Source organism: Sphingomonas aerolata, assembly GCF_003046295.1.
Taxonomy (GTDB): Bacteria; Pseudomonadota; Alphaproteobacteria; order Sphingomonadales; family Sphingomonadaceae; genus Sphingomonas; species Sphingomonas aerolata.
On record NZ_PZZN01000002.1, the window covers coordinates 307485 to 331514 of the forward strand.

General features: G+C 68.6%; 28 protein-coding genes, 1 tRNA gene and 1 pseudogene. 11 read left to right on the forward strand and 19 right to left on the reverse strand.

Annotated features, from left to right (window positions below):
* Positions 1-82 precede the first annotated feature (82 nt).
* Positions 83-1183 carry a glycosyl transferase gene (locus C8J24_RS08755; RefSeq protein ID WP_107931803.1) on the reverse strand — a complete coding sequence of 367 codons (1101 nt, stop codon included), beginning with the start codon at positions 1181-1183 and terminating at the stop codon, positions 83-85.
* Positions 1184-1269: 86 nt separating this feature from the next.
* Here C8J24_RS08755 and C8J24_RS08760 point away from each other — a divergent pair, with 86 nt between their 5' ends.
* Complete coding sequence (locus C8J24_RS08760) at positions 1270-1932, forward strand: sulfite oxidase-like oxidoreductase (RefSeq protein WP_107931805.1); 663 nt, start codon at positions 1270-1272, stop codon at positions 1930-1932.
* On the opposite strand, the gene C8J24_RS08765 is transcribed toward C8J24_RS08760, so the two are convergent.
* Genes C8J24_RS08765 through C8J24_RS08775 form a run of 3 tightly spaced genes read right to left on the reverse strand, consistent with a single transcriptional unit; the run spans position 1929 to position 4920 of the window.
* Positions 1929-3179: an adenosylmethionine--8-amino-7-oxononanoate transaminase gene (locus C8J24_RS08765; protein ID WP_107931807.1), complete on the reverse strand. Its 1251-nt coding sequence runs from the start codon at positions 3177-3179 to the stop codon at positions 1929-1931. The genes C8J24_RS08760 and C8J24_RS08765 overlap by 4 nt on opposite strands.
* Positions 3176-3799: a dethiobiotin synthase gene (gene bioD / locus C8J24_RS08770; protein WP_107931809.1), complete on the reverse strand. Its 624-nt coding sequence runs from the start codon at positions 3797-3799 to the stop codon at positions 3176-3178. Before bioD ends, C8J24_RS08765 begins: the two co-directional genes overlap by 4 nt.
* A complete protein-coding gene (locus C8J24_RS08775; RefSeq protein WP_107931811.1) occupies positions 3796-4920 on the reverse strand; it encodes an 8-amino-7-oxononanoate synthase in 1125 nt (374 codons plus the stop codon). The genes bioD and C8J24_RS08775 overlap by 4 nt, the downstream gene beginning before the upstream one ends.
* 169 nt (positions 4921-5089) lie before the next feature.
* On the opposite strand from C8J24_RS08775, the gene C8J24_RS08780 reads away from it, so the two are divergent.
* The 3 genes from C8J24_RS08780 (at position 5090) to C8J24_RS08790 (ending at position 7882) form a co-directional block, all read left to right on the forward strand.
* Entirely contained in the window at positions 5090-6097 is a 1008-nt protein-coding gene (locus C8J24_RS08780; RefSeq protein WP_031395046.1) for a class 1 fructose-bisphosphatase, read from the forward strand.
* A 77-nt stretch (positions 6098-6174) separates the two neighbouring features.
* The gene (locus tag C8J24_RS08785; protein WP_056409029.1) at positions 6175-6657 is read left to right on the forward strand and encodes a hemerythrin domain-containing protein; all 483 of its coding nucleotides are present in this window, start codon (positions 6175-6177) and stop codon (positions 6655-6657) included.
* Positions 6658-6700: 43 nt separating this feature from the next.
* The gene (locus C8J24_RS08790; RefSeq protein ID WP_107931813.1) at positions 6701-7882 is read left to right on the forward strand and encodes a glycosyltransferase; all 1182 of its coding nucleotides are present in this window, start codon (positions 6701-6703) and stop codon (positions 7880-7882) included.
* 27 nt (positions 7883-7909) lie between these two features.
* Here C8J24_RS08790 and C8J24_RS08795 read toward each other — a convergent pair whose 3' ends face one another.
* From C8J24_RS08795 to yajC, 4 genes are read right to left on the reverse strand one after another with little or no spacing between them, the layout of a single operon-like run.
* Positions 7910-8278 carry an Mth938-like domain-containing protein gene (locus C8J24_RS08795; RefSeq protein ID WP_107931815.1) on the reverse strand — a complete coding sequence of 123 codons (369 nt, stop codon included), beginning with the start codon at positions 8276-8278 and terminating at the stop codon, positions 7910-7912.
* Between the two features lie 39 nt (positions 8279-8317).
* A complete protein-coding gene (gene secF / locus C8J24_RS08800) occupies positions 8318-9283 on the reverse strand; it encodes a protein translocase subunit SecF (RefSeq protein ID WP_031441217.1) in 966 nt (321 codons plus the stop codon).
* Positions 9284-9299: 16 nt separating this feature from the next.
* On the reverse strand, positions 9300-10904 hold the full coding sequence (gene secD / locus C8J24_RS08805; RefSeq protein ID WP_107931817.1) for a protein translocase subunit SecD: 1605 nt from the start codon (positions 10902-10904) through the stop codon (positions 9300-9302).
* Positions 10904-11242 (reverse strand): preprotein translocase subunit YajC, encoded by a 339-nt coding sequence (gene yajC, locus C8J24_RS08810; protein ID WP_037532337.1) that lies wholly within the window; start codon positions 11240-11242, stop codon positions 10904-10906. Before yajC ends, secD begins: the two co-directional genes overlap by 1 nt.
* 200 nt (positions 11243-11442) lie before the next feature.
* On the opposite strand from yajC, the gene C8J24_RS08815 reads away from it, so the two are divergent.
* A tRNA-Pro gene (locus C8J24_RS08815) sits at positions 11443-11519 on the forward strand.
* Between the two features lie 75 nt (positions 11520-11594).
* Here C8J24_RS08815 and C8J24_RS08820 read toward each other — a convergent pair.
* Positions 11595-12053: a DUF3617 domain-containing protein gene (locus tag C8J24_RS08820; protein ID WP_107931819.1), complete on the reverse strand. Its 459-nt coding sequence runs from the start codon at positions 12051-12053 to the stop codon at positions 11595-11597.
* A 58-nt stretch (positions 12054-12111) separates the two neighbouring features.
* On the opposite strand from C8J24_RS08820, the gene C8J24_RS08825 reads away from it, so the two are divergent.
* From C8J24_RS08825 to hslU, 5 genes and pseudogenes are all read left to right on the forward strand, one after another.
* Positions 12112-12297 (forward strand): DUF4169 family protein, encoded by a 186-nt coding sequence (locus C8J24_RS08825; protein WP_107932731.1) that lies wholly within the window; start codon positions 12112-12114, stop codon positions 12295-12297.
* Between the two features lie 186 nt (positions 12298-12483).
* Positions 12484-13020 carry a glycoside hydrolase family 108 protein gene (locus C8J24_RS08830; protein WP_107931821.1) on the forward strand — a complete coding sequence of 179 codons (537 nt, stop codon included), beginning with the start codon at positions 12484-12486 and terminating at the stop codon, positions 13018-13020.
* A gap of 71 nt (positions 13021-13091) precedes the next feature.
* A pseudogene (locus C8J24_RS08835) lies at positions 13092-13319 on the forward strand (3TM-type holin); the annotation flags it as partial.
* 212 nt (positions 13320-13531) lie between these two features.
* Positions 13532-14074, forward strand: coding sequence for an ATP-dependent protease subunit HslV (hslV, locus tag C8J24_RS08840; RefSeq protein ID WP_107931823.1), 543 nt, complete (start codon positions 13532-13534; stop codon positions 14072-14074).
* A 124-nt stretch (positions 14075-14198) separates the two neighbouring features.
* Positions 14199-15494, forward strand: a complete 1296-nt coding sequence (hslU, locus tag C8J24_RS08845) for an ATP-dependent protease ATPase subunit HslU (RefSeq protein ID WP_037530944.1) — start codon at positions 14199-14201, stop codon at positions 15492-15494.
* Positions 15495-15742: 248 nt separating this feature from the next.
* Here the strand turns inward: hslU and C8J24_RS08850 are convergent, their stop codons facing one another.
* The 3 genes from C8J24_RS08850 to C8J24_RS08860 form a co-directional block, all read right to left on the reverse strand.
* Positions 15743-16009, reverse strand: coding sequence for a hypothetical protein (locus C8J24_RS08850; RefSeq protein ID WP_107931825.1), 267 nt, complete (start codon positions 16007-16009; stop codon positions 15743-15745).
* A gap of 57 nt (positions 16010-16066) precedes the next feature.
* Positions 16067-17500: a DEAD/DEAH box helicase gene (locus C8J24_RS08855; RefSeq protein WP_056679374.1), complete on the reverse strand. Its 1434-nt coding sequence runs from the start codon at positions 17498-17500 to the stop codon at positions 16067-16069.
* Positions 17501-17726: 226 nt separating this feature from the next.
* On the reverse strand, positions 17727-18467 hold the full coding sequence (locus C8J24_RS08860) for a Crp/Fnr family transcriptional regulator (RefSeq protein ID WP_235516509.1): 741 nt from the start codon (positions 18465-18467) through the stop codon (positions 17727-17729).
* A 298-nt stretch (positions 18468-18765) separates the two neighbouring features.
* Between C8J24_RS08860 and C8J24_RS08865 the strand changes: the two genes are divergently transcribed.
* Positions 18766-19026: a DUF6894 family protein gene (locus C8J24_RS08865; RefSeq protein WP_107931827.1), complete on the forward strand. Its 261-nt coding sequence runs from the start codon at positions 18766-18768 to the stop codon at positions 19024-19026.
* 38 nt (positions 19027-19064) lie between these two features.
* On the opposite strand, the gene C8J24_RS08870 is transcribed toward C8J24_RS08865, so the two are convergent.
* The 7 genes from C8J24_RS08870 to C8J24_RS08900 form a co-directional block, all read right to left on the reverse strand.
* A complete protein-coding gene (locus C8J24_RS08870; RefSeq protein WP_037531709.1) occupies positions 19065-19478 on the reverse strand; it encodes a VOC family protein in 414 nt (137 codons plus the stop codon).
* Between the two features lie 243 nt (positions 19479-19721).
* Complete coding sequence (locus tag C8J24_RS08875; protein ID WP_244180588.1) at positions 19722-20534, reverse strand: tetratricopeptide repeat protein; 813 nt, start codon at positions 20532-20534, stop codon at positions 19722-19724.
* Complete coding sequence (locus C8J24_RS08880; RefSeq protein ID WP_107931829.1) at positions 20531-21268, reverse strand: alpha/beta fold hydrolase; 738 nt, start codon at positions 21266-21268, stop codon at positions 20531-20533. The genes C8J24_RS08875 and C8J24_RS08880 overlap by 4 nt, the downstream gene beginning before the upstream one ends.
* A gap of 38 nt (positions 21269-21306) precedes the next feature.
* Complete coding sequence (locus C8J24_RS08885) at positions 21307-21510, reverse strand: helix-turn-helix transcriptional regulator (protein WP_031394295.1); 204 nt, start codon at positions 21508-21510, stop codon at positions 21307-21309.
* Positions 21507-21914: a hypothetical protein gene (locus C8J24_RS08890; protein ID WP_107931831.1), complete on the reverse strand. Its 408-nt coding sequence runs from the start codon at positions 21912-21914 to the stop codon at positions 21507-21509. The genes C8J24_RS08885 and C8J24_RS08890 overlap by 4 nt, the downstream gene beginning before the upstream one ends.
* Before the next feature lie 400 nt (positions 21915-22314).
* Positions 22315-22569, reverse strand: a complete 255-nt coding sequence (locus C8J24_RS08895) for a DUF6356 family protein (RefSeq protein ID WP_031395112.1) — start codon at positions 22567-22569, stop codon at positions 22315-22317.
* 36 nt (positions 22570-22605) lie between these two features.
* Entirely contained in the window at positions 22606-24030 is a 1425-nt protein-coding gene (locus C8J24_RS08900; RefSeq protein ID WP_107931833.1) for a UDP-N-acetylmuramate--L-alanine ligase, read from the reverse strand.

The window sequence follows — 24030 nt, forward strand, 5'->3', positions numbered from 1 at the left end:
GCAGGCTAGCCTGGCAATGAGCCGGATACAGCTAAAAACGTCCGGATCGGACCCGCCCGTCTTCCATCCCGGTAATGCCGGTTCAGCGTGTCCAGAGATCGGTGGCGAGCCGGTCGAGATAGTTCGCGGCGCTGGCGGCGGCGGTGGGGGTGTGGAGGCTTGCGAGTGCGGCGGGGTCGAGCGCCTTGGCGGCGTCGAGCAGGCCACGCCATGGGGTCGATGCGCCGGGCCAGCTTGGCACCAGGATCGCGGCGCCGAGTTCGGCCAGGCGCTCGGCCTTGCGCATCTGTTCGTCGAAATAGCGCCATTCGGGCGCGCAGACATAGGGGCGGCCGACGCGCGCGATTTCGTGGACGATGGTATCGCCACTGGAGGCGACGACGACGTCGGCCGCGGCGATGTGCGCGGTGATCGTCGCGACCCAGCCGCGCAGGTGAAGATTGCCGAAATCGGTCTCATGGCCTTCGCGCTGGACGGGGCCGAGCACCAGCCAGTCGGTCTCTGGCAGCGCGCGCGCGGCCATGGTCAGCGGCGCATAGGGCGTTCCTGCGCCACCGCCGCCGGTGAGCACGACGACGATCTCGCGGTCGGGGGAGAGGCCGAGCATCGCCCGCGCCTCCGCCTTGCCCGGCACGACGTCCTGCGCGGTGCAGAGCCCGCCCGCATAATGGGTCATGGCGCGGATCCAGTCGGGGGTCTCGGGCTGTTCGAGCGCTTCGTCGAAGGGCGCGAGCAGGCCGACACAGGCGCGATAGCCGGCGAGATGCGCAGCATCGCCGCGGTTACCGTGCATCCGGATCCCGATCGCGGGGACGCTGGCGATGCGGGCCAGCAGCGCGATCTCGGCGGAGACGTCGACCACGAACAGCGCAGGATCGACCGCATCGAGATGGTCGAGGATCGTCCGCATCGTCGCGCGGATCGCCGCGTCGCCGATCGGTGCGCGGTGGAGGATGTCGGGGGTGGGCTGCGCGGCGAGGGCCGGCGGGGGGCTGTCGCTGGCCGCGCCCTCGTCGGGCAGGGGCACCAGCGTGACGGCGCGCGCGAACCCGTCAAACAGCGCGGGGCGTGCGGTCAGGATCGTGACGGCGCGCTCGGCGGGCAACGCGTCGATGATCGCCATCGCGCGATTGGCATGGCCGCGGCCCTGATGGCCGACATAGAAGGTGATCGGTTGAGGCATTGTCGGGGGATACCCGCTCCGCGCGCCAAAATCCCCCGGGAAATCGACAGTGGCCCCGTCGCCGCAAGCCGCCTAGTCTGTGCCGCATGAGCGATGATGACAGGTCCGAACCGACCAAGCTGACGCGGTCGAAGCAACGCTGGGCAAGCGAGGGCAAGTTCCTGACGGGGGCGACGGACCGCGCGGAGGGCGACCGCCTGCCACCGGGGCAGCACCTGGTCCGCGACTGGCCGGTGCTCGATCTCGGCCAGCAGCCTGATATCGCGCGCGAGCGGTGGCGGCTGACGATCGACGGGATGGTCGAGCGGCCGGTGACGCTCGACTGGGCGGGGTTCATGGCGCTGCCGCAGACCGCGGTCCGGTCGGACATTCACTGCGTCACGACCTGGTCGCGCTATGACAATGACTGGTCGGGCGTGGCGACGCGCGATCTGCTCGACCATGTCGGCCCGGTCGATGCGGCGGCGTTCCTGACGCTGCTCGGCTATGACGGCTACACCACCAATGTCCCGCTGGCCGATTTCGCCGCGGCGGACGCGCTGCTCGTGCACAGCTGGCAGGGCAAGCCGCTGACGCGCGAGCATGGCGGCCCGGTCCGCCTCGTCATCCCGCATCTCTATTTCTGGAAAAGCGCGAAGTGGATTTCGCGGATCGCGTTCCTTGGCGCAGACAAGCCGGGCTTCTGGGAGGTCAATGGCTATCACAGGCGCGGCGATCCCTGGGCCGAGCAACGCTACAGCGAGGACTAGAGCAGGGTCGCGCACGCCTCCTCGATCGCGGCATAGACCGCGTCGAGGTCGGCCTCGTCGATGCAATAGGGCGGCATGACGTAGACGGTGTTGCCGAGCGGTCGCAGCAACAGGTCGCGTGCGGTGAAGAAGCGCAGCAGTTTCGGGCCGAGATCCGATAGATAGCCGCGATCGCCGACCTGCAGGTCGACCGCGGCGATCGTGCCGATGCGGCGCGGATTGGTCACGCCGGGCAGGCGGGCGATGCGGTCGAGATGCGCCGCCTGTCGTGCGCCGAGCGTCGCGATCCGGTCGTGCACCGGCTCGTCGCGCCAGATTGCGAGGTTCGCGTTGGCGGCGGCGCAGGCGATCGGGTTGGCGGTGTAGCTCGAGGAGTGGAAGAACATCCGCGCGCGGTCGTCGGACAGATGCGCGTCGAAGATTGCCGCGGTCGCCATCGTCACCGCGAGCGGGACCGCGCCGCCGGTCAAACCCTTGGACAGGCAGAGGATGTCCGGCACGACGCCCGCCTGTTCGCAGGCCAGCAGCGTACCGGTGCGGCCCCAGCCGGTCATCACCTCGTCGGCGATGAACAGTACGGCGTGACGGGCGCAGATCGCGCGCATCTCGGCGAGTACGTGCGGCGGATAGATCAGCATGCCGCCCGCGCCGAGCACCAGCGGTTCGACGATGAACGCGGCGGGCGCGGCGCGGCATGCTGCCTCGAGCGCGTCGAGCGTGGCCTGTTCGGCGCCGGGGTGGGGGAAGGGGATGGTGCCGACGTCGAACAGCAGCGGCGCATAGGCGCGGTTGTAGACGCCGCGTTCACCGACCGACATCGTGCCGATCGTGTCACCGTGATAGCTGTGTTCGAGCACCAGGATCCGGTCGCGCGGTTCGTCGCGGTTGCGCCAGTAGCCGAGCGCCATCTTCAGCGCGACCTCGACCGCGGTCGAACCGGAATCGGAGAAGAAGACGTGGCGCAGCGCTTCGGGCATGATCGCGACGAGGCCGTGCGCGAGCGTCTCGGCGGGCTCGTGCGTCCAGCCGGCGAAGATGATCTGGTCCATCCGCCCCGCCTCCTCGGTGATCGCGGCCATGATCCGGGGATGGCGGTGGCCGTGCGTCGTCACCCACCAGGACGAGATCGCGTCGACGATCCGCCGCCCGTCGCTGGTGTGGAGCGCCGCCCCCTCGGTCCGGACGATGCGGGGGATCGGATCGCCGAGACCATGCTGGGTGAAGGGATGCCAGATCGGCGACGTCATCGGAAATCCTCGAGCCGGAAACTGGCGGCGAAGGCGGCGCCGAGCGCGGCGGCGTCGAGCCGGGGGAGGATCGGCAGCCGGCCGAGATGCCGCACCTCGCCCAGCCGGACGATCGCCGCCTCGCTGTGCGGGACCGCATCGCCGACGAACGCGACGCCGAGGATCGGCACGTCGCGGCGGCGCAGCGCCTCGATCGACAACAGGCTGTGGTTGATCGTGCCGAGCGCGGTGCGCGCGACGATCACGACGGGCAGCCGCCACTGCGCGAACAGGTCGGCAAAGACGCAGGTGTCGGTCAGCGGCACCATCACCCCGCCCGCCCCCTCGATCACCAGCGGGCCGGGCAGCGCGGGGGGGCCGAGCCGGTCGAGGTCGATCGTCACACCGTCGAGCGTCGCCGCGCGGTCGGGCGAGCAGGGCGTCGTCAGCCGATAGGCCTCGGGGAGGATCCGCTCGCGCGCGAGGCCGGACAGCGCGGCGACGCGCGACGCATCGCTGCCGCCGTCGAGCCCGGCCTGGACGGGTTTCCAGTAGCTTGCGTCGAGCGCGCCCGCGAGCGCGGCGGCAAAGACGGTCTTGCCGACATCGGTGTCGGTGCCGGTAACGACAACACGGGTCATGACAGGGCCTTTTGCAACGCGTCGCCGAGCCCCGCAATCTGGGGTGCGGTGACGTTGAGCGTGAGCGAGATCCGCAGGCGCGATGTGCCGCTGGGCACGGTCGGCGGACGGATCCCGCGGACGTCGAACCCGGCCGCCTGGACCACCGCGGCGACGCGCATCGTCGTCGCATCGTCGCCGAGCACGAGCGGCAGGATCTGCGATCCGGTCGGCACGACACCGTAGGGCGCGAGCGTGGTTTCGGCGGTGGCGATCAGCGCGCGCAGGGCGGTGCGGCGTTCGGGTTCGTCGGCGAGGATCTGCAGGCTCGCGCGGGCGGCGCTCGCCATCAATGGCGAGGGCGCGGTCGAGAAGATGAACGCGCGCGCGCGGTTGACGAGGAAGTCGCGGACAATTTCGGGGCCGCAGACCAGCGCGCCCTCGCACCCCATCGCCTTGCCGCAGGTGCGTAAGGTAACGATGTCGGGCCGCCCCTCCAGATGCCCGGCGAGGCCGCGGCCATCGTCGCCGAACACGCCGGTGGCATGCGCCTCGTCGATCAGCATGACGCCGTCATGCGCCTCGGCGAGCGCGACGAGCGCGTCGAGCGGCGCGCGGTCGCCGTCCATACTGTAGAGGCTTTCGACCGCGATCCAAGGCCGACCGGTGCCGCCCGCCCGGCGCCACTGTGCAATCGCGTCGGCAAAGGCGGTGACGTCGTTATGCGCCGCCGAGACACATGCCGCACGGCCGAGCCGCATCCCCTCATGCGCGCTCGCATGGATCAGCGCGTCGTGGACGACGAGGTCGCCGGTCTGCGGCAGCGTCGCGAACAGCGCGGCGTTGGCGGCGTACCCGGTCGAGAAGTACAACGCCGCCTCCGCCCCGAAGAACGCCGCCGCCTCGGCTTCGAGCAAGATATGTTCGGGATCATTGCCGCGGAGCAGCCGCGATCCGCCCGAACCGACCGCGACGCCGCGTGCCAGCGCGGCCGCGACGGCCGCGGCGATCCGCCCGCTCTGGCCGAGCGCGAGATAGTCATTGGATGCGAAATCAACTCCTTGCCGCGCGATCAGCACACGGCGGCGCGTTGCCGTGGCAAGCGCGGAGAGGTCGCGATGATGCTGGTCGAACGCGGACATCGCGGCAGCCTCTAGCGACAACGCCGCGCCAGCGCGAGCCGATTGGCCGAAACACCCGTCATAAAGAGGGATCGTTCGGTCGGATCGGGCATTTCTCTCCTATGGTATAGCAGGATCGGCTTGGCTAACCACGATTGCATTCTCCATTCCGGTCGAAGGTACCCTGCCCATGAAGCGCAAGACGCTGACCCAGTTCCTGATCGAACAGCAACGCGAGGCCGGCACGCTGCAGCCGCAGCTGCGCCTGCTGATCGAGGTCGTCGCGCGGTCGTGCAAGGCGATCAGCCATGCGATCGGCAAGGGCGCGCTGGGCGGCGTGCTCGGCAGCCTCGAGAGCGAGAATGTCCAGGGCGAGGTGCAGAAGAAGCTCGACGTGATCGCGAACGAGATGCTGCTCGAGGCGAACGAGTGGGGCGGGCATCTGGCGGCGATGGCGTCGGAGGAGATGGAGACGATCCACCTCGTCCCCAATCGCTATCCCAAGGGCGAATATCTGCTGCTGTTCGATCCGATCGACGGGTCGAGCAACATCGACGTCGATCTGTCGGTCGGCACGATCTTTTCGGTGCTGCGCGCGGCCGAGACCGCGTCGGGCGCCGATGTGTCCGAGCAGGACTTCCTCCAGGCCGGGCAGACGCAGGTCGCGGCGGGCTATGCCGTTTATGGGCCGCAGACGATCCTGGTGCTGACCGTCGGCGCCGGCGTGCACGAGTTCACGCTCGACCGCGAGATCGGGTCGTGGGTGATGACCGACACCAACATCCGCATGCCCGGCGGCAAGCGCGAATTCGCGATCAACACGTCGAATGCGCGCCAATGGTCCCCTGAGGTGACGCGGTTCATCGACGAGCGGATCGCGGGCAAGGACGGGCCGATCGGCACCGATTACAACATGCGCTGGACCGGATCGATGGTCGCCGATGCGCACCGCATCCTCAAGCGCGGCGGCGTGTTCCTGTACCCGCGCGACGTCCGCCAGCCGGGCAAGGTCGGCAAGCTGCGGCTGATGTACGAGGGCAATCCGATGGCGATGCTGATGGAGCAGGCAGGGGGTGCCGCCACCGACGGCGAGCAGCGCATCCTGTCAATCGAGCCGAGCAGCCTGCACCAGCGGATCGGCCTGATCATGGGCGATCCGGCCGAGGTCGAAGCGATAACCACCGCCTATCGGGAGTAGCGCGCATCGTCACCCGCCGGCGGTCGGGGGTTGGGGCATGACGGACGAGGGCGCGCGTTGAAAAGGGGAGAAATTCGATGGAAGTCACCTCACAAAGACTCGCCGAACAGCGTGACGACCGGACGTCGTGGCGACGCCTGATCGACGATCATGACCGTATCGCCGAACGCTGCGCCGACCTGGTCGCGCTGTTGCAGCGGCGCGGGCATAATTGCGCGGCGGCGTCGCGCAAGCTGCTCGAGCTCGCGGTGCTGGTCGCGGATCATCTGGGCGTCGAGGACGAGGTGATCGACCTGACCGCGATCGCGACCGAGGCGGACTATTCGCCCGAGACGGTCGCGGTCATGGCCGCGGAACTCGACGCGTTGCGCCGCGAATGGCGGGTGTTCATCGCGCACTGGCTGCCGACGATCGAGCCTGCGGACTGGTATGAATTCCGCGGCGAGGCCGAGGCGATGCTCGCGCGGCTGACGCATCAGGTGCAGCGCGAAAGCGCGCTGCTCTATGACGATGCCCTGCGCGCGGGGGTGATTGCGACCGGGCCGGTCGACCTGCAATAATCGCGGGGACAGGGTTCTTAACCCGGCGGCGATACCAAGGGCCATGATGCGCGTTCTGACCCTGTCCACGCTGTTCCCCGATGCGAGCCGGCCCAATTTCGGTGTCTTCGTCGAGTGGCAGACGCTGGGGCTCGCAGCGTATCCGGGGGTCGATCTGCGTGTCGTCGCACCGATCGGCCTGCCGCCCGGGCCGCTGCGCCTGGTGCCGCGTTTCGCGCCGCTCGCGCAGGTACCGCTCGAGGAGACGTGGCGCGGCGTGGGCGTGCAGCGGCCGCGGTTCACGACGATCCCTGCGACCGGGGGGCGGTGGCATGCCGCGGCGCTGACGCGCGCGCTGATCCCGGTGCTCGACGCCGTGCGGCCGGATTTTCCTTTCGACGTCATTGATGCGTCGTTCTTTTTTCCCGACGGCGTCGCCGCGGTCGCGCTCGGGCGACGCTATGGTGTGCCCGTGTCGATCAAGGCGCGCGGGGCGGATATCCATCACTGGGGTCGCGCTGCGGGCACGCGGGCGCAGATCCGGCGTGCGGGCTGCGCGGCGGACGGGCTGCTCGCGGTCAGCGCGGCGATGCGGGCGGACATGATCGCGATGGGGATGCCGGCGGCACGGATCCGGGTGCATCATACCGGGGTCGACCAGGACCGGTTCCGCCCGATCGACGCGGCGGCGCGTGCGGCCGAGGCGGCGCGGCTCGGCGTGACGGGGCCGCTGGTGCTGTCGGTCGGGGCGCTGATCCCGCGCAAGGGGCATGACGTGCTGATCGAGGCGGTCGCGCGCCTGCCGGGCGTTTCGCTGAGGATCGCGGGCGAGGGGGGCGACCGGGCGCGACTGGAGGCGCTGATCCGCGCGCTGGCTGTGGGGGACAGGGTCCGGCTGCTCGGCAGCGTCGCGCATGAGGCGATTCCGCGGCTGGTCGCGACCGCCGACGTGATGGCGCTCGCCTCGGCGTCCGAAGGGCTGGCGAATGCGTGGGTCGAGGCGCTCGCCTGCGGGACGCCGATCGTGATCACCGATGCGGGCGGTGCAGGCGAGGTGGTCACGTCGGACGAGGCTGGCCGGATCGTGCCGCGCGACGCGGCGGCGTTCGGTGCGGCGATCGCCGGGATCCTGGCGGCGCCGCCGGCGAGAGAGGCGACGCGGCGTGTGGCGGCGCGATTTACCTGGGAGGCCAACAGCGCCGCGCTGTTCGCGCATCTGGCGGGGCTGGTCGGGGGCGGCGCCTAGCGCGCGCCACCAAGCGCCTGGAAAGCCTCAGCCTTCGAGCGGGTAGAGCGCGGCGGCGATCCAGCGGCCTTCGCCGCGGAGCACGGCCCAGGCGCGCGCGGCGGCGCGGCTGTCCATCGCCTCGATCCCGACGCCCTGCGCCTCGACCGCGCGGCGGAAGGCGGCGGCGGGCTGGCGCAGCTGCGATCCGGTGCCGAGCAGCAGGAATTCGGGCTTCGGTGACAGCGCGAGGACGCTGGCGACATCGTCCGCGCCCAGTGCCTCGAACGGCGGCGGCGTCCAGCCGTCGGCGCGCGACGGGGTGATCAGCAGCGCGGTATAATAGCCGTCGTCGACCCGGAACCCGCCGTGACCGATCGCCGAGATCATCGGTCCGTCGGTCTTTTCCTTGTCCATTCTCACGCGCTTGTCCTCACGCGCCGGGCCCGCCGCGCATCAGCGGCCGGCCTTCGGACCCACGCGCTCGGCGTCGTCGCGGTCGCCCTTGCGGCCCTCGGGCTCGGCGCGCAGGCCGAGCGTGATGAGCAGCGACGACGACACGTAGATCGACGAATAGGTGCCGACGACGATGCCGAGGATCATCGCTGCGGTGAAGCCGCGCAGCACATGGCCGCCGAGCACCAGCATCGCGGTCAGCGCGAGCAGGATCGTGACCGAGGTCATGACGGTGCGCGGCAGCGTCTCGTTCACCGACAGATCGATGATCTCGCGCATGTCCATTTTCCGGTAGCGGCGCATATTCTCGCGGATACGGTCGTCGATGACGATCTTGTCGTTGATCGAATAGGACACGATCGTCAGCACCGCAGCGACAATGTTGAGGTCGAATTCGAACTGCGTCAGCGCGAAGAAACCGAGCGTCATCAACAGATCGTGGACGATCGCGACGACGGTCGACACGCCGAACTGCCACTCAAAGCGGACCACCGCGAACAGGCCGATGCCGAGGATGGCGAGCCCGACCGCGAGCAGCCCCTTGCTGATCAGCTCGTCCGAGACCTTGCCCGAGATCGTGTCGTATTTCGAGAAGGTCGCGCCGGGGAACTTCACCGCCAGATCGTCGGCGACCTTCTTGACGAGTGCGTTGGTCGCACCCTCGTCGGTGCTTTCGGGGATCGGCAGACGGATCGACAGCACGGTCGGATCGGCGAAGGACTGGATCGAGGCTTCGCCGACGCCGAGGCGATCGACCTCGGTCCGGACCGCGTCGATCGACGGCGGGGTTGCGAACCGCTCCTCGATCAGGACGCCGCCGACAAAGTCGACGCCCATGTTCAGGCCCTTGGCGAAGACCAGCCCGACGGCGGCGAGCGACAGGAGGATGGTCAGCCCGAACGCCCATTTGCGGAGCGAGACGAACTTCAGGTTGGTGTTGTCGGGTACGAGTTTCAGCAGGCGCATGATGATGTCTCCCGCCTCAAATATTGATCGTGGTGGGGCGGTTCTTGCGCAGCCAGAGCGCCACGAGCATCCGCGTGAAGGTCACCGCGGTGAACACGCTGGTGCAGATGCCGATCAGCAGCACGACCGCAAAGCCCTTGACCGGGCCCGAGCCCAGCAGGAGCATGATCACGCCGGTGATCGCGTGCGTGACGTTGGCCTCGAAGATCGTCCGCGACGCCTCCTTATAGCCGAGCTCGACCGCCTGGACGATGTTGCGCCCGCGGCGGCGTTCCTCACGAATACGCTCGTTGATCAGCACGTTGGCGTCGACCGCGGTACCGATCGTCAGCACGAAGCCGGCGATGCCGGGCAGCGTCAGCGTCGCGTTGAGCATCGCCATGACGGCGACGATCACGAGGATGTTGATGACCACCGCGAGGTTCGCATAGAGGCCGAACCGGCCATAGGTCACGAACATGAACACGATTACCGCGAGCGCCGCGACGATGCTGGCGAGCACGCCGGCGCGGATCGAATCCTTGCCGAGATCGGGGCTGACGGTGCTCTCTGCGATGATCTTCAGATTGATCGGCAGCTTGCCCGACCGCAGCGAGATGGCGAGCGAATTGGCCGATTCGACCGTGAAATTGCCCGAGATCGAGGCGCGACCACCAAGGATCGGCTCGTTGATGTTGGGCGCGGAGATCACCGAATTGTCGAGGATGATCGCGAACGGCTTGTTCGTGTTCTCCTGCGTGACCTTGGCGAAACGTCGGCCACCGACCGCGTCGAAGGTTATCGCCACCTGCGGCGCGTTGGTCTGCGGCTCGAACTCCTGGCGGGCATCGGCGAGCTGATCGCCCGAGATGATCACCGATCGCTTGACCGCGATGAACGGAATACCCTGCGGATTGCCGGGATAAGGAAGGACCTGGCTGCCGACGGGGGCGATGCCCTTGACGAGATCGGCGGGGTTCGCGGTCTCGTCGACCAGCTTGAATTCGAGCTTTGCGGTCTTGCCGAGCAGGTTCTTGAGCGCCTGCGGATTCTGCAGGCCCGGCACCTGGACGACGATACGCGTCGCGCCCTGGCGGACGATCGTCGGCTCCTTGGTGCCGAGTTCGTCGATGCGGCGGCGGACGACTTCGGTCGCGTCCTTCATCGCGGTGTCGATCGCCTGCTGGAGCCCGGCCTCGGTCGGCTTGAGCACGAACCGGCTCGTATCGACGACGTTGATATCCCATTCGCGCTGGCCGCTCATCCCGGCGCCACCGCCGGTGATCGAGAGCAGCCGCTCGCGCGCGGCATCGACCTGGCTCGGATCGCGGAGCAGGAAGCTAAGCTGCCCGCCACGTACGGAAATATCGCCGATCGCGATGCGCGGCGTGCCGTTGCGCATCGTGCCCGCGATGCTGTCACGCATCGCCTCGATCCGCGAATTGGCGAGATCGGCGGTGTCCGCCTCGAGCAGCAGATAGCTGCCGCCCGCCAGATCGAGACCCAGGTTAATCCGCTTATGCGGAATCGCCCCCCACTTGCTGGTCGTCGATTCGGAGAAGAAGCTCGGGATCGCAAGCGCGCAGAGCACGGCCAGCAGGCCGATGATCGACGCGACCTTCCAGCGGGGGAAATCCAACATCAGTCGTTCGCCGGCTTCGTGTTCGGGCTGGTGATGTCGGTGAGCGTCGCCTTGACGACGCGGACGCGGGTGTTGGGCGCGATCTCGACCTCGACGATCGCGTCCTCGACCTTGGTCACCTTGCCGATGATGCCGCCCGCGGTGACAACGCTGTCATTCTTCTTGACCGCCGCGACCGACGCCTGGAGCGCCTTCATCCGCTTTTGCTGCGGACGGATCATCAGGAAATAGAAGACGATGAAGACGAGGAAGAGCGGCGCGAGGCTCAGGAACGAGGCGATGCCGCCCGATGTCGCCGTCTCGCCGGCGGCCTGCGCATATGCTGGGGAAATGAACATGGAGTCCCGTTTTGGCTGGTGGGCAGGCGCCATACGCCCGCGCTCGCATGGGCGATGCCGCTATCACCGGTTGCCGCCCCGCGCAACCAATGTGCGCCGGTGAAGCGTGGCCGGGCCGCGATGAGACGGACGAATATGGGCTTTGCCGCAATCGCGTGCTTGCATCGCGCGCAACATCCGCATAATGCGCGCCCTTCGGTCGGGGCGTAGCGCAGCCTGGTAGCGCATCACACTGGGGGTGTGGGGGTCGCAGGTTCGAATCCTGTCGCCCCGACCAGAAATTTTCGGAGCCGGCCGCCAGAGGCGATGCCGCTCCCGGGCACGAAATATCGTGCCATTCCAGATCCTGGTGTCAGCGTTTGCAGACGGGGCCGGTGCGCGCCGCGACCTGGTCCGCGACGATCCGCATCGCGCCCTTGTCGGTCTCGCCGGTCATCGTCATCCGCGCGGTGAAGCCGGTCGCGCCATAGCTGCCCGCGCGGACGATCCGCATCGGCGCCCCCTTTTTCTGCGGACAGGTCATGACGTGATCGATCCGCCCGCCCGCGAACTGCGCGCGTTCGACGGTGCAGCGCGCCTCGGGCTTTGGGACGAACAGCGCGGCGACGCCCGACGAGGCCTGTTCGGGCGGCAGGCATTTGCGCTCGGTCTTCGATTTTCCGCGCATCATCCGCAGGATGAACCCCGGCGCACCCGGAATGACGAGCTCGACCGCGGTCGAGGTGATTGCCCAGGCGCCAGGCGGCAGCGCCTGCGCCGACGCGGCGGCGGGGAGCAGGAGAAGGGCGGACAGCAGGACGGGATGGCGCATAGGAGGGGCAGTCTGTAGCGCCGGCGGGGTGCTGGCAAGCGGGGTGCGAGGGGTTTTCATGGGCGAGATCATCAATTTGCGGCGGGCGCGCAAAGCGCGGGTGCGGCGCGAGGCGGGGGTGGTGGCGGACGCGAACCGCGCGGCGTTCGGGCGGACCAAGGCGGAGCGCGCGCGGGATGCTGAGGCGCGGGCGCGGGGGGAGCGGGTGCTGGATGGGGCGCGGCTTGATGGGGAGGAAAGCTGAGGTTTGGGAGCGGGTTGCTGGGTGTGGGGGTGAATCGAGAGGTGGGTTTGCTTGGCTCTGGATCCTGACTTTCGTCAGGATGACGGGTGTGGTTGGGGTGTTTGTCTTTTACCATTGCCGGCCCCGATCTTGCTTTTCGCTAACCTATATGGTTATAGGGTGTGCGGCGAATCGGGGGGGTCGGGGATGGAGATCGGTGGGCTGATCGAGGCGGTGATCGATCGTGAGGGCGGGTACGGCGATCATCCGGCGGATCGCGGGGGGGCGACGCGGTTCGGGATTACGCAGGCGGTGGCGCGGGCGCATGGGTTTGTGGGGGACATGCGGGTGTTTCCGCGGGCGGCGGCGGTCGCAATCTATCGGCAGGCTTACTGGATCGACCCCGGATATGAGGGGGTTGACCGGCTCGCGCCGGATATTGCGGGCGAATTGTTCGATACCGGGGTGAATATGGGGCCGGCGGTCGCGAGCGGGTTTCTGCAGCGGGCGCTCAACGCGCTCAATCGCGGGGCGAGCGATTATCCCGACCTCGTCGTCGATGGCCGGATCGGGCCGGGGACGCTCGCGGCGCTGGCGGGGTTTCTGAAGCGACGCGGGGCTGGGGGCGAGGCGGTGCTGCTGAAGGCGATCGAGGCACTGCAGGGCGAACGCTATGTCGCGCTGGCGGAGAGGCGGCCGGCGAACGAGGCGTTTCTTTACGGCTGGCTCGCCAACCGGGCGTGAGGCGGAAAGCGCCACTTTTCCAGGGGGGTGTCATGACGAGAGGCGTTGAGGAGGGGGCGGAGCTGCCCGCCGATCCGTGGGTGACGCGGGCGCGGCCGGGGTTCCTGTACGTGATGTACGCGTTGCTGCTGGGGGCGATCCCGGTGGGGCTGCTCGCGGCGGTGCGGCCGGCGGCGGCGCAGGCGATCGCGGCGGGCGTGGGGGCGTATCTGGGGGCGATCCCCGAGCCGCTCTATGCGCTCTTCGGGACGGGGTATCTGGGGTACACCGCGGCGCGTGAGTGGGGGAAGCGGCGGTGAGCGGGGCTGGTATCGGAGCGGCGCGCGTGGCGTTCGGGGCTCTGGGTCCTGACGTTCGTCAGGATGACGTAAAGGGGGAAGGTAACCGGGAAGCTGACAGGGAAGTCGAGCGGGAGGGTGAGGGGGTCGTGCAGGGGGTGGATGCAGCGGACCGTTGCGTGGTCGAAAGCGCACCCTACATCGCGGTCATGAGTGCAAATGATCCCCACGCCATGCCGGTCTGGCACGGCACCACCATCCTTTCGGTCCGGCGCGGCGGCAAGGTCGTCGTGATCGGCGACGGCCAGGTCTCGATGGGCCAGACGGTCATGAAACCCAATGCGCGCAAGGTGCGGCGGCTCGGCGACGGGTCGGTGATCGGCGGGTTCGCCGGCGCAACCGCGGACGCCTTCACGCTGTTCGAACGGCTCGAACGCAAGCTGGAGCAGCATCAGGGGCAGTTGCTCCGGGCCGCGGTCGAGCTCGCCAAGGACTGGCGGACCGACAAGTTCCTGCGCAACCTCGAGGCGATGATGATCGTCGCGGACAAGGACGTGACGCTGATCCTGACGGGCAATGGCGACGTGCTCGAGCCCGAAAACGGCGTCGCGGCGATCGGGTCGGGCGGCAACTATGCGCTCGCCGCGGCGCGCGCGCTGGTCGAGTATGAGAGCGATGCGGAAGTGCTGTGCCGCAAGGCGATGGGAATCGCGTCAGAGCTCTGCGTGTACACCAATGACCGGCTGACCCTGGAGTCGATGGACTCGACCAGCTGAAGACCCGGAAGCCCCTCTCCTTCAGGGGAGGGGTTGGGGTGGGGGGCTTCATCAAGCGCTCCGCCCGCGGATAGTCCCCACCCCCAACCCCTCCCCTGAAGGGGAGGGGCGAAGAAGAGTGATCATGAACGACCAGCTTACCCCCAAGGCAATCGTCGCCGCGCTTGACGCGCATATCATCGGCCAGGCCGCCGCCAAGCGCGCGGTCGCGGTGGCGATGCGCAACCGGTGGCGGCGCCAGCAGCTCAGCGAGGATCTGCGCGACGAGGTGACGCCGAAGAACATCCTGATGATCGGGCCCACCGGCTGCGGCAAGACCGAGATCAGCCGGCGGCTGGCGAAGCTGGCCGATGCGCCGTTCGTCAAGGTCGAGGCGACCAAGTTCACCGAGGTCGGCTATGTCGGGCGCGACGTCGAGCAGATCGCGCGCGACCTGGTCGAGGAGGCGATCCGGCTGGAGAAGGAGCGCCGGCGGATCGCGGTGAAGGACAAGGCGGAGGAGGCGGCGATGGGCCGGCTGCTCGACGCGCTGGTCGGCAAGGATTCGAGCACCGCGACGCGCGAGAGCTTCAAGCAGCGGTTCCTCGACGGGCATCTGAACGCCGCCGAGGTCGAGATCGAGGTCGAGCAGGCGCCGACCACGCCGTTCGAGATCCCCGGCGGCGCGCCGCAGATGATCAACATCGGCGAGATGATGAAGTCGCTGGGCGGCGGGCAGCAGTTGAAGCGCCGCAAGCTGACGGTGACCGCGGCGTGGGACAAGCTGGTCGAGGAAGAGGCCGACAAGCGTCTCGACCAGGACGAGGTGAGCCGCGTCGCGCTGGCGGATGCCGAAGCGAACGGGATCGTGTTCCTCGACGAGATCGACAAGATCGCGGTCAGCGACGGGCGCGGCGGATCGGTGAGCCGCGAGGGCGTGCAGCGCGACCTGCTGCCGCTGATCGAGGGGACGACGGTCGCGACCAAATACGGACCGATGAAGACCGACCATATCCTGTTCATCGCGAGCGGGGCGTTCCATGTCGCCAAGCCGAGCGACCTGCTGCCCGAGTTGCAGGGGCGTCTGCCGATCCGGGTCGAGCTGAAGGGCCTGACCGAGGGGGATTTCGTCGCGATCCTGTCGGACACCAAGGCGTCGCTGCCGCTGCAGTACAAGGCACTGATCGCCACCGAAGGCGTCGAGATCCGCTTCACCGAGGACGGCATCGCCGCGGTCGCGCGGATCGCGGCCGAAGTGAATGCCGAGGTCGAGAATATCGGCGCGCGGCGGCTGCAGACGGTGATGGAGAAGCTGCTCGAGGACGTCAGCTACAATGCCGAGGATCGCGGCGGGTCGAGCGTGGTGATCGACGGGGCGTATGTCGACAGCCAGCTGAAGGAGATTGCGCGGAATACGGATCTCAGCCGGTTCGTGCTTTAGTCTGGGGGTTTTCGGGTGCGTACGGGGGCGGGGGTGCCATTGCGCTCTCCCGCTCCGTTCGTGCTGAGCGAAGTCGAAGCACTTGGGGCCGGCCCTTCGACTTCGCTCAGGGCGAACGGATGGGGGGGCGGTTCCCGCCCTCTTCGTCATCTTGGGCTTGACCCAGGATCCAGAGTTACGGGCGGGGTCGCTTTTGGCTCTGGGTCCTGACTTTCGTCAGGATGACGAGGGGGAGTGAGGGGCGTCGGCTACAGAATCACCGTTTGCGGGCGGGCGGCCTTCAGCGCGGCGAGGACCATGGTTTCCCAGATGGCGGGGTCGCCGGCGGCGGCCATGGTCTGGTCGGGTTCGCGCAAGGTGCGCAGGACCGCGAGCGCGTCGGGGAGATAGTCGGTCCAGGCGTCGTCGATCAGGCGCGACGCGGAGGCGGCGTCGCCGCCGGCATTGGCGCTGATCCGCTGGCCCGCCAGGACGCGGGCGATGCGTTCGGCGATCGGGGTATTCGAGACGTCCATCAGTCTTCTCCTCGCAGGTCTGCCTATAGCAAACCCGCGAGGCAAAGACATGGGGCCTTAGCGTGCCGAGCTGGGGCCGGCGCCGCGGCCCTGGCCGCCGGGGCGACCGCCACCGGCCGGGCGACCACCGCCCTGGCCGCCGGGACGACCGCCGCCCTGGGGACGACCGCCGCCGCCACCCTGGCCACCGCCACCCTGACCGCCACGGCTCGCGCCCGCATAGTTGCGGCCGGTGGTGCCGGTCGCGCGGGGCGCGTGGGTGGCGCGGGGACGCGCGGGATCGCGCGGACGGTCGATCCGGACTTCGGGATCGGCGCCCATCGTCTTGACGCGCGTCTGCTTGATCTGGTTCGACAGGTTGACGAAATCGTCGGGCAGCGGGCGGACCGTCACCTTCTGGCGGGTGATCCGCTCGATGTCGCGCAGATAGGCCTTCTCGTCATCCGCGCAGAACGCGACGGCGATGCCGCTGGCGCCCGCACGCGCGGTGCGGCCGATGCGGTGGACGTACTGCTCGGCGACGTTGGGCAGCTCGAAGTTGATGACGTGGCTGACGCCCGAGACGTCGATGCCGCGCGCGGCGATGTCGGTCGCGATCAGGACCTTGACCTTGCCCTGCTTGAATTCGCCGAGGGCACGCTCGCGCTGGCCCTGGCTCTTGTTGCCGTGGATCGCGTTCGAGGCGATGCCGTTGCCCGCGAGCAGCTTCACGACGCGGTCCGCGCCGTGCTTGGTACGCGTGAAGACGAGCGCGCGGTCGATCGCGGGATCACCCAGCGTGATCGTCAGCAAAGCCTGCTTTTCCGACTGGTTGCAGAAGGTGACATACTGGTCGACGCGCTCCGCGGTGGTCGCGGCGGGCTTGACCGAGACGGTCTTCGGATCGAGCAGAAACTGCGAGGCGAGATCGCGGATCGCGGTCGGCATCGTCGCCGAGAAGAACAGCGTCTGGCGCTTCTTCGGGAGCATGCGGACGATCTTCTTGAGCGCGTGGATGAAGCCGAGGTCCATCATCTGGTCGGCTTCGTCGAGCACGAGGATCTCGATCATCGACAGGTTGCAGAAGCCCTGCTCGATCAGGTCGATCAGGCGGCCCGGCGTGGCGACGAGGATGTCGACGCCGCGGCTGAGGTCCTGGCGGTTCTTGTTGATGCTGGTGCCGCCGAACACGGTGGTCACCGACATCTTGCTGAACTGGCCATAGGCGCGTGCGCTGTCGGCGATCTGGCTGGCGAGTTCGCGCGTCGGCGCGAGGACGAGCATGCGGCAATGCGTCGGCAGGACGCGCTTCTGCGTCTCGGTCAGGCGCTGGATCGAGGGGAGCACGAACGCGGCGGTCTTGCCGGTGCCGGTCTGCGCGATGCCGAGCAGGTCGCCGCCCTCGAGCAGGATCGGGATCGACTGGGCCTGGATCGGCGTCGGCTCGGTATAGCCCTTGGCTTCGAGCGCGCGGACGAGGGGCTCGGCGAGGCCGAGGTTGGAAAAGGACATGAATAGTCTCTCAAATGTGCCGGGCTCGCGAATCCACAGGAGGACGCGCGAGGGGCGTGGTGTTTTGACACCCCGCGTGAAAAGGGAAGCCCGTTTGAAACGACCGAGGCGGAGCCTGGACCTTGTTCAGGTCCGATCACGCTGCATGACACCTCGATGGCGGTCAGATGCGCGCGACCGGCCGAAAAGTCAAGAGTGGCCGGGTTGGGGGCGTTGGCCCAGGGCGTCAGGGGCGCGTCTGGGTCAGGTGGAGATAGCGTTCGTTGAATTCGGCGGCGTCGCGCAGCGCGCACCAGTCGACGACGCCGATCTGCCGCTTGCGCCGCGTGATCAGCCCGTCGGTCTCGAGCGCGCGGAGCACGCGGTTGACGTGGACCGGGGTCAGGCCGAGCGCATCGCCCATCTGTTCCTGAGTCATCGGCAGTTCGTAGCTGCCGTCCGCGTCGCTGAGCGAGGAGGCGCGCAGCCGGGCGGAGAATTCGCAGAGCAGGTGCGCGAGCCGCATCTTGGCATTGCGGCGGCCGACGTTGAGCAGCCATTCGCGGTGGATCGACGCCTCGACCAGCGCCTCGATCCACAAGGCGGTGGCGATCTTCGGCGAGACCGCGACGATCTCGCGCAGTGCGGGGATCGGGATCTCGGCGACGGTGATCCGGGTCAGCGCCTGGACGTCGTGATCCGATTCCTCGAGGAACAGGTTCTGCAGATCGATGAAGTCGCCGGGCATCAGGATCGAGACGATCTCGCGCTCGCCGTCGGGGGTGAGCTTCTGGCGATAGGCGAAGCCGTCGATCACGAACGCGCAGCGCAGCGGGCGTTGCCCCTCGCGCAGCATATAGGTCGACTGGTCGATCGTGCGCAGCTTGCACGGCAGCGCCGCGATCGCCACGCGATCCGCCGCGCTCAGCTCGACCCGGGTCGCGAGCTTGGCAATCAGATGATCGGTGACGACGATGGGGTAATCCACATGCAGGCTCCGCTCGGGCGGGAGCATATCGAACTCTCAGTCGCCGGGTTAAGCATAGCTTGCCCAGAGGCGCCCTGCACTATCACAGGCGTTATAGTCTCGCTCAAACATAGGTTAGACGCGCATTTCGGAAATTGTCGGTTATTGTAAGAAAATGTCGGGTGCCTTGCGCTGCACGGGTGGCGCGGAACCGATCGTCGCGCAGGCGCGTAGACGCCTTGCGAGAAACAGGGGCGAACGATGGGCGCGGCAGCGCCGGTCACCCCGGCCGTCGCGTCGAACGCACAGGATGTCGCTGATGCCGCGATACAGATTTCAGATCGCCCTGCGCGGCGAGGTGATCGAGGACCACGAGGGGATCGAGCTGGCGCACCGCGCGGCGGCGATCGAGCATGCGATCGTGGCGATGCGCGAGATGCTGGCGGAGGACATCCGCCAGGGCTGTGTCGACCTGACGATGCGGATCGAGATCATCGAGGGTTGCGGTGCGACGGTCCACGTCGCCGACTGTGCCGCGGCGATGGCGGTCGGGACGATGCCGGCCCGCCGCCGCGCGTGAGGCGCGGCGGGCGAGCCGACGATCCTTACCAGTGGGCCTTACCAGTGGCCGGTGTTGGGCATCGACGCCCAGGGCTCGGCGGGGTCGAGCCGGCCGTCCTGCAGCAGCTCGATCGAGATGTTGTCGGGGGTGCGGACGAACGCCATGTGGCCGTCGCGCGGCGGGCGGTTGATCGTCACGCCGGCGTCCTGGAGCCGCTGGCAGGTCTCGTAGATATTGTCGACGCGGTAGGCGAGATGGCCGAAATTGCGGCCTTCGCCATACTCTTCCGGATCCCAGTTGTGCGTCAGCTCGACCTCGGCGCTCTCGTCACCGGGCGCGGAGAGGAAGATCAGCGTGAAGCGACCCTGCTCGTTTTCGAGGCGGCGGGCCTCCTTCAGCCCGAGCAGCTCGAAGAACGCGATCGTCTTGGCCGGATCGGTGACCCGGATCATCGTGTGCAGATATTTCATGGACGGCCTTTTCGGGTTGGATCGCCGGTAGATAGGCGGCGCCCCGGCGGGGTTCCAGAGGGGCGGGTGGTGGCCGGGGCATTCGCCGTGGAGGCTGTCGCCGTGTCCTATCCTCCGTCCGTCATCCCCGCGGAGGCGGGGATCCAGAGGGGCGGACGGCGGTGGCCGGGCCGTGACGGTTGCCCGTCTGGGTTCCCGCCTTCGCGGGAATGACGGTGGCGCGGGCGCGCCTGTCCCGGCGGATCAGGGTTTGGGCAGGTCGAACTGGCGGAGCGCGGCGATGGCGTTGCGGGCGGTGGGGGTGTCGGGGGCGAGGCGGGCGGCTTCGGCCCAGGCGGCGCGGGCGCGGGTCTCGTCGCCGTCGCGCGCGGCGATGTTGCCCGCCTCGAGCTGGACCGAGGCGTCGTCGGGGGAGCGCTTGAGCGCCTCGGCGATGTCGCCGCGCGCCCGGGGCAGATTGCCCATCCGCCGCGCGAGCGTTGCCGACAGGAGCCAGGCGAGCGGATCGTCGCCCGCGGTGGTCAGTGCGAGATCGATATCGGTGCGCGCCGAGGCGAGGTCGTCCGCCGCAACGAGCGCGCGGGCATGGTCGAGCCGTGCCTCGCCAAGCTGGAGCCCGGTCAGCGTCCCCGCGGTGAGCGCCGAATCGAGCGCGGTGCGCGCCTTGGTCGCCTCGCCCGCGGCGAGCCAGGCATTGCCGCCCTGCGCCCAATAGGTCGCGGCGCGATCGTCCTGCGCGAGCTGTGCGTCGCGCGCCGCGCTCTCGAATTCGGCGGCGGCGGCGGCCCAGTTCTTTTCCGCGGCAAAGGCGAGCCCGCCACAGTCGCGCGCCGCGGCGCCGCCGCCCGCCATCCGCCAGCGGCCCGCCTCGGCACGCGCGGCGACCGGATCGGTGGCGATCGTCGCGATGCAGCGCTGGAGCCGCGTGGCATCGTCGGCGGGGCCGGCGGCGGCGGGCCTGGGGGCCGGTGTCGCTGTCGGCTTGGCGGCAGGCTTTGTGGCGGGGCTGGCGGCCTGGGACAGGAGCAGCGCGGGGGCGAGCAGCATCAGGATCATAGGCGGGCGATCACATCCTCGACCGCGCGGATGATCAGCGCGATGTCGGAATCGCGTGACAGGCGGTGGTCGCCGTCCTTGACGAGCAGTGTCTGCACATCGGCTGAACGAAGCAGCTCGGCGAGCCGGGTGGTGCGCAGCCACGGCACCGCCTTGTCGCGCTGGCCCTGGATCAGGCGGACGGGGCAGGAGATCTCGATCCAGCCGAACATCAGCCGGTTCGCCTCGCCCGATGCCCAGAAGCCGCGGGTGTAGACGGTGGGTTCGGGCCCGTAGTCGTTGGCGCGTTCGAGCCGGCCCGCGCTGAGCAGCGTCAGCTTTTCCTCAGGGGTGAAGCCCCAGTCGGTGAAGTCGGGTGCGGGGGCGATGCCAACGAGGGCTGCGACCAGATCGGGGCGGGCCTTCGCCACCAGCAGCATCAGCCAGCCGCCGAGCGACGAACCGACGAGCACCGCGGGGCCGTCCGCCAAGGCCTCGAGCATCGCGATCACGTCGTCGCGCCAGTCGACCAAAGTCTGATCCTCGAACGCGCCCTCGCTCCGGCCGCAGCCGCCATAGTCGAAGCGGAGATAGGCGCGGCCCTGCGATTTCGCCCAGGCCTCGAGCGTGACCGCCTTGGTGCCCGTCATGTCCGAGCCATAGCCCGACAGGAAGACGATCGTCGGTCCGGTGCCGGTCGTGTGGTGATAGGCGAGGCGGGGGCGGTCCGGCGCGGGGGTGGTGGTGTCGGTCATGCGCGGGGCTTTAGCCAAAGCGGGCGGGTGGGGATAGGTCAGGCTGGTGCGGAGGGGCTGGTGAAGATGTCCTCGATCGCGAGGCCGAACAGCTCGGCGATGCGGAAGGCGAGCGGGAGCGAGGGGTCGTAGCGGCCGGTCTCGATCGCGTTGACGCTCTGGCGCGAGACGTCGAGGCGGTCGGCGAGGTCGCCCTGGCTCCAGTCGCGTTCGGCGCGCAGGACCTTGAGGCGGTTCTTCATGCTGTCCCTGCGCGAACCGCGGCGATGTTGAGGCACCCGCCGAGCATCAGGCCGGCAAACCAGAGCACGCCCGCCGAATAGGCCGGGACATGGGGCACCAGGCCGAAGCTTTCGAGAAAGCCCCAGATCGTCGTCGCGCAGAGCATGAAGACGGTGGCGATCAGCGTCTGGCGGACGTTTATCGTGCGGATATATTCGTCGGGCTCGTCGCGCAGATAGCGCCCCCAGGCGAGGAAGACGCCGAGCAGCGGGAGCGCGGGCAGCACTGCGAGAAGATAGGCGAGCGGGCCGGTCGGCGGATGGCTGCGGAACAGCGCCACCACGCCGAACAGCGTGCCCATGTACGCAAGGCTGAGACCGAGAACGGTGGCGTTGTAGCGGCGCAGCGCGGGGCTGTTGTGCATGGTCAAGCGTCCTTTCGAATCGGTAAAGGAAGCTTGTCATTTCAGTGTGTGGGAGTCAAGGGGGCTTTACAGCGGGGGCGGGGTTGAGGGGATGCGATCGCGACTGTCCGTTCTCCCACGTAGGCGGGAGTCCAAGGTGGCAGGGATCGGTGCTGCTTGGCTCTGGATCCTGACTTTCGTCAGGATGACGGGTGGGGGTGGGCGGCGTTTCCCCGTCGTCGGGAGGACGGGTGGGGAGGGCTGTACTCCACCGCCGTCATCCTGGGCTTGACCCAGGATCCAGGGTTACGGGGCGCAGCGCTGCTTGGCTCTGGGTCCTGACTTTCGTCAGGATGACGGGTGGGGGAGGGCGGCGCTTACCGCCTTCGTCCTGGGCCCCCGCTTTCGCGGGGGGACGGGGTCAGATGATGAATTCTACCGTTTTCATCTGGGTCTGGTCGGCGGCGACGGCGCCGCGTTTGGCGACCATCTGGCGGTGGAGTTCGCGGACCGTGTCGCTGCCGCTTGTCTTGCACAGGGCGGGGACGACCGCGTGGACCAAGGCGCCGAGGCCGCCGGCGATCATCGTCACGCCGAACCGGCTGGCGACGCCGAAATGCTCGGCATAGCTTTCGCCGACGGTGGCGGGATGGTCGAGGAAGAGGCGGCGGAACATCGGCGGGTCTCCGGACGGGGGATCGGGCTTATCCTATCAGCCGGCGAGGGATTCGACCATGGTCGCCGCGAGCAGGCTGAGCGTGTCGTCGCGCGCGCCCATCACGACGATGCGGTCGCCGGGGCGGGCCTCGGCGACCAGCAGCGCAGCGGCGTCGGCGCGGTCGGGGATGTGGCGGGCGTCGCGGTCTTGCGCGGCGATTTGAGTGGCGATGTCGGCGCTGGTGACCTCGCGCGTGACGGTGCCGCCATAATAGGCCGGGTCGGGGAGGACGAGCAGGTCTTCGGGCGCCATCCGTTCGACGAAAGTGGCGACGAGTTCGGTTCCCATGACCTTCAAGGGACCATAGCCGTGCGGCTGGAACAGGATCAGCAGGCGGCCGGGAAAGGCGTGGAGCGTGTCGAGCGTGGCGGCGATCTTGTCGGGGTTGTGGCCGAAATCGTCGATCACCGCGACGCCGTTCGCTTCGCCGACCAGATCGAAGCGGCGGCGCAGGCCGGTGAAGCTCGCGAGCGCCTTGACCGCGTCGGGCAGCGACACGTCGGCGGCCATCGCCGCGCCGATCGCGGCGAGCGCGTTCGCGACGTTGTGGCGGCCGGGGACGGCGAGCGTCACGCGCGTGCGAACGCCGCGCGAGACGAGGTCGAAGGCTATCGCGAAGGGTTCGGGGGCGAGATTCTCGGCGCGGAGGTCGGCCGACGCGTCGATCGCGAAGGTGGTGACCTGGCCGCGGGGGAGGCGCGCGGCGAGGGCTGCCGCGTCGGGGTCGTTGGCGTTGACGACTGCGGTCTCGGCCTTGGCGATGAAGGCGCCGAAGAGCGCGCGGAGTTCGTCGAGCGACTTGTGGTCGAGGCTGACATTGTTGAGCACGGCGATCTTCGGCGCGTAATGCGCGATCGAGCCGTCGCTTTCGTCGACCTCGCTGACGAAGCTGTCGCCCTCGCCGACTAAGGCACTCGCGAAGGGGGCGTCGGGGGTGGCGAAATTCTTCATGACCGCGCCGTTCATCACGGTGGGGTCGCGGCCGGCGGTGTGGAGGATCCAGCCGATCATGCCGGTGACGGTCGACTTGCCGCTGGTGCCGGCGACACCGATCGGCAGGCGGCTGTCGTTGAACAGGGAGGCGAGCAGCTCGGCGCGGGTGGCGCGCGGGCAGCCGAGCGCGGCGGCAGCGATCATGTCGGGGACGGTCGGCTCGATCGCGGCGGAGGCGACGACGTGCTGGTCCGCGGAGACGATGCCGCTGCCGTCCTGCGGGAAGAGCGCGACGCCCTTGGCGGCGAGGTCGTCGAACTTGGCGGGGACGCGGCCCTGGTCGAGATTGCGGTCCGAGCCCGCGACGGTCGCGCCGCGGCCCGCGAGGATCATCGCGAGCGGCATCATCCCCGACCCGCCGATGCCGATGAAGAAATAGGCGGGCTGGTCGGCGGCGGTCTGGTCGGAGGGGTTGGTGATATCCAT